The organism is Methylobacterium sp. Leaf93 (assembly GCF_001422345.1).
GTDB lineage: Bacteria > Pseudomonadota > Alphaproteobacteria > Rhizobiales > Beijerinckiaceae > Methylobacterium > Methylobacterium bullatum.
Window position 1 is genome coordinate 35,053 of record NZ_LMMS01000014.1, and the last position, 6,578, is coordinate 41,630.

The 6,578-nt window shown below is 68.8% G+C and carries 6 protein-coding genes and 1 pseudogene; 5 read left to right on the plus strand and 2 right to left on the minus strand.

Annotated features, from left to right (window positions below; genetic code table 11):
* Window positions 1-87 precede the first annotated feature (87 nt).
* Complete coding sequence (leuC, locus tag ASF26_RS11325; protein ID WP_056253667.1) at window positions 88-1,503, minus strand: 3-isopropylmalate dehydratase large subunit; 1,416 nt, start codon at window positions 1,501-1,503, stop codon at window positions 88-90.
* A gap of 272 nt (window positions 1,504-1,775) precedes the next feature.
* Here leuC and ASF26_RS11330 point away from each other — a divergent pair, with 272 nt between their 5' ends.
* From ASF26_RS11330 to ASF26_RS11350, 5 genes are all read left to right on the plus strand, one after another.
* Window positions 1,776-2,756 carry a 2-hydroxyacid dehydrogenase gene (locus tag ASF26_RS11330; RefSeq protein ID WP_056253671.1) on the plus strand — a complete coding sequence of 327 codons (981 nt, stop codon included), beginning with the start codon at window positions 1,776-1,778 and terminating at the stop codon, window positions 2,754-2,756.
* Window positions 2,753-3,760 (plus strand): AprI/Inh family metalloprotease inhibitor, encoded by a 1,008-nt coding sequence (locus ASF26_RS11335; RefSeq protein ID WP_056253674.1) that lies wholly within the window; start codon window positions 2,753-2,755, stop codon window positions 3,758-3,760. The genes ASF26_RS11330 and ASF26_RS11335 overlap by 4 nt, the downstream gene beginning before the upstream one ends.
* Window positions 3,761-3,788: 28 nt before the next feature.
* A complete protein-coding gene (locus tag ASF26_RS11340) occupies window positions 3,789-4,538 on the plus strand; it encodes a rhodanese-like domain-containing protein (RefSeq protein WP_056253677.1) in 750 nt (249 codons plus the stop codon).
* 13 nt (window positions 4,539-4,551) lie between these two features.
* Window positions 4,552-4,770 carry a SlyX family protein gene (locus tag ASF26_RS11345; protein ID WP_018045441.1) on the plus strand — a complete coding sequence of 73 codons (219 nt, stop codon included), beginning with the start codon at window positions 4,552-4,554 and terminating at the stop codon, window positions 4,768-4,770.
* Between the two features lie 135 nt (window positions 4,771-4,905).
* On the plus strand, window positions 4,906-6,051 hold the full coding sequence (locus ASF26_RS11350; RefSeq protein WP_280136352.1) for an acyltransferase: 1,146 nt from the start codon (window positions 4,906-4,908) through the stop codon (window positions 6,049-6,051).
* Window positions 6,052-6,479: 428 nt separating this feature from the next.
* Here the strand turns inward: ASF26_RS11350 and ASF26_RS11355 are convergent.
* Window positions 6,480-6,578 (minus strand): annotated as a pseudogene (locus tag ASF26_RS11355) (IS5/IS1182 family transposase); the annotation flags it as partial.

Consider the following 6,578-nt stretch of genomic DNA (forward strand, 5'->3'; position numbering starts at 1 on the left):
CCGACGCGGAGGTTCGTTTAGGCGGACGGGCCGGCCGCGTCAATCGCGATTCCGGCCCGTTTCGCGGATTCCGCTCAGGCTCGGCGCTCAGGCCTCGCCGCGCCACTCGCGGATGTCGACGAACCGGCCGGCCACGGCGGCGGCGGCCGCCATGGCGGGGGAGACGAGGTGGGTGCGCCCGCGATGGCCCTGGCGGCCTTCGAAGTTGCGGTTGGAGGTGGAGGCGCAGCGCTCGTTGGGGCTCAGGCGGTCGGCGTTCATGCCGAGGCACATGGAGCAGCCCGGCTCGCGCCAGTCGAACCCGGCCTCCTTGAGGATGAGGTCGATGCCTTCCGCTTCCGCCTGGGCCTTCACCACGCCGGAGCCCGGCACCACCATGGCCGAGACCGACGGATGGACCTTGCGGCCCTCCACCATCTTGGCCACGGCGCGCAGATCCTCGATGCGGCCGTTGGTGCAGGAACCGATGAAGACGCGGTCGAGGGTGATGTCGGTGATCTTCGTGCCCGGCGTGAGGCCCATGTAATCGAGGGCCTTCGCCTTCGACTGGCGCTTGTTCTCGTCGGCGATGACGGCCGGGTCGGGCACGAAGCCGGAGATCGAGACCACGTCCTCGGGGCTGGTGCCCCAGCTCACCAGGGGCGGCAGGCTCGCCGCGTCGAGGCGGACCTCGCGGTCGAAGAAGGCGCCCTCGTCGGTGGCGAGGCTGTCCCAATAGGCGCGGGCCCGCTCGAACGCCTCGCCCTTGGGGGCCTTGGGGCGGTCCTTGACATAGGCGTAGGTGATGGCGTCCGGCGCCACCAGGCCGGCGCGGGCGCCGCCCTCGATCGACATGTTGCAGATCGTCATGCGCCCCTCCATCGAGAGGGCGCGGATCGCCTCGCCAGCGTATTCGATGACGTAGCCGGTGCCGCCGGCGGTGCCGATCTCGCCGATGATGGCGAGGATGATGTCCTTGGCGGTGACGCCGGGCGGCAGGGTGCCGTCCACGGTGACGCGCATGTTCTTGGCCTTGCGCTGCAGCAGCGTCTGGGTGGCGAGCACGTGCTCCACCTCCGAGGTGCCGATGCCATGCGCCAGCGCGCCGAAGGCGCCATGGGTCGAGGTGTGGCTGTCGCCGCAGACGATGGTCTGGCCCGGCAGGGTGAAGCCCTGTTCGGGGCCGATGACGTGGACGATGCCTTGGCGGCGGTCGAGGGCATCGTAGAACTCGATGCCGAAGTCGCGCACATTCTCGGCCAGGGTCTCCAGCTGGAGGCGGCTCTCGGGATCCTCGATGCCGAAGCGGCGGTCCGAGGTCTGGACGTTGTGGTCCACCACGGCCAGGGTCTTCTCCGGGTGGCGCACGCGCCGTCCGGCCACGCGCAGCCCCTCGAAGGCCTGAGGGCTCGTCACCTCATGGACGAGATGGCGGTCGATGTAGAGGAGGCTGGTGCCGTCCGGCTCGACATCGACCACGTGGTCGTCCCAGATCTTGTCGTAGAGGGTGCGCGGGGCAGTCATGGCGTGGCTGTTTCGGTTTTCATCGTTGATCGGATCACGGGCGAACGCGTGACTCTCGACCTCTTTAGTAATGTTCGAAAGGCCCGCTTGGAAGTAGGCCGGCGCACACGGCGCATTGGGCTCATGACTGCCGCCCACGCGCCGCATGGCGACCTTGGCGGGTCCAGGCCCGCCGCGATGGCTGGACCCTGCCCGGACGGCGGATTACAGCCGTATCCTCCCAGGCCCACTCCTCTTCGTGGCCGGTTCCGGGGACGGATGACGAGCGCGACATGCAGCCTGCCGACCTGTTGCTCCTGAAGCCGATGCAGCCCAGCGTGATGGAGGCGCTGGCCGGCGCCTTCACCCTCCACCGCGCCGACACCGCCCCCGATCCCGACGCGTTCTATCGCGAGATCGGGCCGCGCATCCGCGCCATGGCGATCGGGGCGCAGGCCCCCGTCGACCGCGCCCTCTTCGAGCGGCTGCCCCATCTCGAGATCGTGGCGAGTTACGGCGTCGGCTACGATACGATCGATGTGGGCGCTGCGGCGGAGCGGGGCATCGTCGTGACCAACACGCCCGACGTGCTCTCCGACGAGGTGGCCGACCTCGCCCTCGGGCTGTTGCTCGCGACCGTGCGGGAGATCCCGCAGGCGGACCGCCACCTGCGCGCCGGGCACTGGCCGACACGGACCTACCCGCTCACCGCGACCCTGCGCGGCCGGCATGTGGGCATCCTCGGCCTCGGCCGGATCGGGCGGGCCATCGCGCGCCGCCTCGAAGGTTTCGGCGTGACCCTGTCCTATCACGGCCGCCGCCGGCAGGAGGACGTGGCCTATGCCTTCCACCCTACCCTGCTGGACATGGCGCGGGCGGTGGACGTCCTCATGATCGTGGCGCCCGGCGGCCCGGAGACGAACGGGATCGTCGATGCCGAGATCCTGGATGCCCTCGGCCCCGACGGGATCGTCGTCAACGTCGCCCGCGGCAGCCTCATTGACGAGCCGGCGTTGATCGAGGCCCTACGATCGGGCACGATCCACGGCGCGGGGCTCGATGTCTTCGCCGCCGAGCCGGAGGTGCCGGAGGCCTTCCTCGGCCTGGAACGGGTCGTCCTGCTGCCGCATGTGGGCTCCGGCTCCGTCCAGACCCGCGAGGCCATGGGCCGGCTCGTGGTCGACAACCTGCTCTCCTGGTTCTCCGGCGAGGGCCCGCTGACGCCGGTGCCGGAAACGCCGGCGAACGCGCGCGGCACCGGAGCGGCCCGATGATTTGTCTCGCACGGTCCCGTGGCGGCCTTCTCGCCGGTCTGTTGACTATCGCGGCCCTGGCCGGTCCGGCGCAGGCCCAGGGGGTGAGCCAGGACAGGACACAAGGGATGGCACAGGGCGCACCCCAGGCGACGCCCGCCCCGGCCGCGCCCCCTGCCCCGGCCGCCCCGACACCGACGGAGCCCCCCGCTGCCCCAGGCCCCTCGGAGACGCCCGTCGCGGCGAGCCCGCCACCCGGATTCGTGGAGACCCTGCCGCCCACCATCGAAGGGGTTCCCGGCACCTGGGACCTGTCGCGGGACGGCAGCACGCGGCGCTGCGTCATGACTCTCGCGTCGCAGAGCTTCGAGAGCGGGCGGCGCCTGTCATTTCCCGCCGGGTGCCGCCGTGCCCTGCCGATCCTGAACGAGGTCGCCGCCTGGCTGTTCGTGGACGGCGTCGTCCGCCTCGTGGACAAGAACGTCCGGCCGGTCCTGATCTTCAAGGCGCGGGACGACCGGCGCAGCCTCATGGCCAAAACCGAGGGAGGCGAGGTCTACAGCCTCGTCCCGCTCCAGATCGTGGCGATGGCACCCCCTCCCGCGCCGGCGCCGGATGGCGGCGCCGGGTTCAAGCTCGAGCGAGACGATCCCACGGTGGCAGGGGGCCAGAATACCGGTGCGCAGACGAGCGGAGCGACGCCTGCCGGCCCGCGGCCGACGGCCGGCATCTACGCCCTCGACCGCTACCGCGAGCAGGACGTCTGCCGCCTCGAACTGAAACCGGCGGAGGGTGGCGGGACCGCCCCGGTCCGCGTCCTCGACGGTTGCCGCGACAGCGGTCTGACGACCTTCGATCCGGCCGCTTGGCTGGCGGCTCCCGGCCGGCTCACCCTGGTGGCACGGCGCGGCCATGTGGTGGGGCTGGTGCCGGCGGGGGAGAACCATTGGCGGCGCGAGCCCGAGGTCGGCACCACCTTCGTCCTGCGCCGGATCGAGGCCGGGGCGCCCAGCGGTTCCCCCTGACGACCACGCCTGATAGGCCCTGCCGCCGATGCCCTACACCGTCGCCGCCCTCTACCGCTTCGTCCCCCTGCCCGACGCCGCAGACCTGCGCGACGCGTTGGAGCGGCGTTGCACGGAACTCGGCATCCTCGGCACGCTCCTCCTGGCGCGGGAGGGGATCAACGGCACCATCGCGGGCAGCGAGGCCGGCATGGCCACGCTCCTGTCGGAGATGCGGGACGGCCCGCTCTTCGGCGGGCGCTTGGACAATCTCGACGTGAAGCTTTCGAGCGCGGAGGCAGCGCCGTTCGGCCACCTCAAGGTCCGGGTGAAGCGAGAGATCGTGACCTTCGACGACGGTGCCACCGATGCGGGCGAGGCGGGGATTCCCGTGCCGCCCGAGGCGTGGAACGCGCTGCTCGATACGCCGGGCCTGCTCCTCCTCGACACCCGCAACGCCTTCGAGGTGAATCTCGGCACGTTCGAGGGGGCGACCGACCCACACCTGTCGCGGTTCTCGGATTTCCAGGCCTATGTCGACGGCCTCGACCCCGCCGCGCATCCGGCGGTGGCGATGTTCTGCACCGGCGGCATCCGCTGCGAGAAGGCAGGGGCCTACATGCGCGCCAAGGGGTTCGCAACCGTCCACCATCTCGAGGGCGGCATCCTGCGCTATCTCGAGACGATCCCCGAGGCGGAGAGCCGCTGGCGCGGCGACTGCTTCGTCTTCGACCACCGCATCGCGCTCGGACCCGGCCTCGTCGAGCGGCCGGACCACGATCCCGAAACGTTGCGATGAGGCGGGACCAGCCATGACCGACGACGACACGCTGTCCGCCCGCATCGATGCCCTGGAGATGCGGTTGACCGAACAGGACGTGGTCATCGACGACCTCAACGCGACGATCACCGCGCAATGGCGCCAGATCGATGCCCTGACGCGGCATCTGGCCAAGCTCGTGGAGCAGGTCGAGGAGGCCGGCGCCCGCACCGGCACCGGCGCTCCGGAGCCGCCCCCGCCGCATTATTGAAGCCCCCCGGACACGCTCCGGCCGGCTCCCGCCCATCAATGAGTGCCTTTAGACTGCGTTGACGCTTCCGCGGTAGAATAGCTCATCACCGAGGCAGTCTTCATGCAGCCAACTGAACTGATGGCGACTGTCACGATGAGCCGCCGCGATCCTGCCAGCCCTTTCAGCCCTGATCGACGTGTGGTCGCTCTCGACGGTCTTCGAGGTCTCATGACGATCTTCGTTGTGATCTCGCATTACTTCGGGGAAGTGCCGGGGGGCCTTTCCGTCTTCATGGTGGGCTGGCTTGCGGTGGACATGTTCTTTGTGCTGAGCGGCTACCTCGTCGGCAAGCTGATCCTCGACAAGAGCCACGCGCGGAACTTTCTGACCGTCTTCTACGTGCGTCGGGCCTGCCGCACGCTGCCGATCTACATGTTGTGCGTTCTCGCGATCTTCGGTCTCGTTAGCTTGGTCGATCGGCCCTGGGCACACGCCGACACGACCTTCCCGCTCTGGTCCTACCTCACCTTCAGCCAAAACGTGTTCATGGCGGCCCGCAACGACGTTGGACATGAGTGGCTCGGTCCGACCTGGACGATGGGCCTCGAAGAGCACTTCTACCTTGCGCTGCCACTCTTGTGCCTGCTCGTGCCGCGTCGCCGCCTCGCTGCAGTGCTCTGCATCATCATCCTCGCGGCGGTGTGCGCTCGGGCAGGCATTCTTCTCCTGGTGCCGGACTGGCGGATGGCGACACTCGTCTTCCTGCCCACCCGGGCCGACGTACTCATCTGCGGCGTGCTCGGCGCACTGGCGATAGCTTCGCCGCAAACCTTGGGCGCACGCCTGGAATTGCCGCTGCGGCTGGCCGCGCCGCTGCTTCTCCTCGTCACTTGCCTGTTGAAGCTGATGGACAGCGAACAAGGCATCGTTTTCCAAGTCTTCGGGCCGCTCGCCGTTTCACTGGGATGCACTGCCTTTCTACTGACCCTCGTGCGCGGCGCACCCGAAGCGATACGCTTCCGTTCGCCGATCCTGTGCTTCTTCGGCACCACCTCCTACGCCGTCTACCTGACGCACATGCCGGTTCTGGGCCTGATGCACGGGCTTGTTCTCGGCACAAAACCTGATGTCGGAACGGCGGCGCAATGGGGGGTCACCGTCGCGGCCCTGCCGGTCTGCGTTGCCGTAGGCTGGCTTCTGACGCGTCTCGTGGAGGCGCCAATCAGCGCATATGGGCGCAAATGGTCCTGGCACGAGCCGGCCTCCGCGCACCCTCGAACGGCGGTATCGGCCATTTGAGATCAATCGCGCGGAGCGTGCGTCCGGCGAGAGCTGCGCCCGACCACGTTGGGTCGGGGCACGTCTCCCGGCCTTTGCTGTGCCGCGCTCTTTTTCGCCGAACCGGCATCCACCTCGACGTCGCGGGCGAGGTTTCCGCAAAGGATCGGCCGCACGCTTCGACCAAATCGCTTGTCCCCCGGTCGTCCATGCCGGTCGGACGAGTACCGTCCATGACGAATCATGACGTCCGCGAGCGATCCGCCTTTACCGGAGCAACCACAATTTAATGGCCTCTTCCGTTAATCGGCAGGCGGAAACGGAGTGGGCTCGACCAATGACCATGGCAGCGGACGGAGCCCGGCATGCCGGTTTGAGCGGATGGTCCCAAGCGACGGCGTTTCTCGCGCTGTTCGTCGCCACGATCTTCCTCTAGGGTCTGGACTCAATCAGCACCAGAAGGCGATGACAGCGGCGAGTGCGACGGCGGAGGCATAGTTGCGGGCCAGCTTGTCGTATCGGGTGGCGATACGACGGAAGTCTTTGAG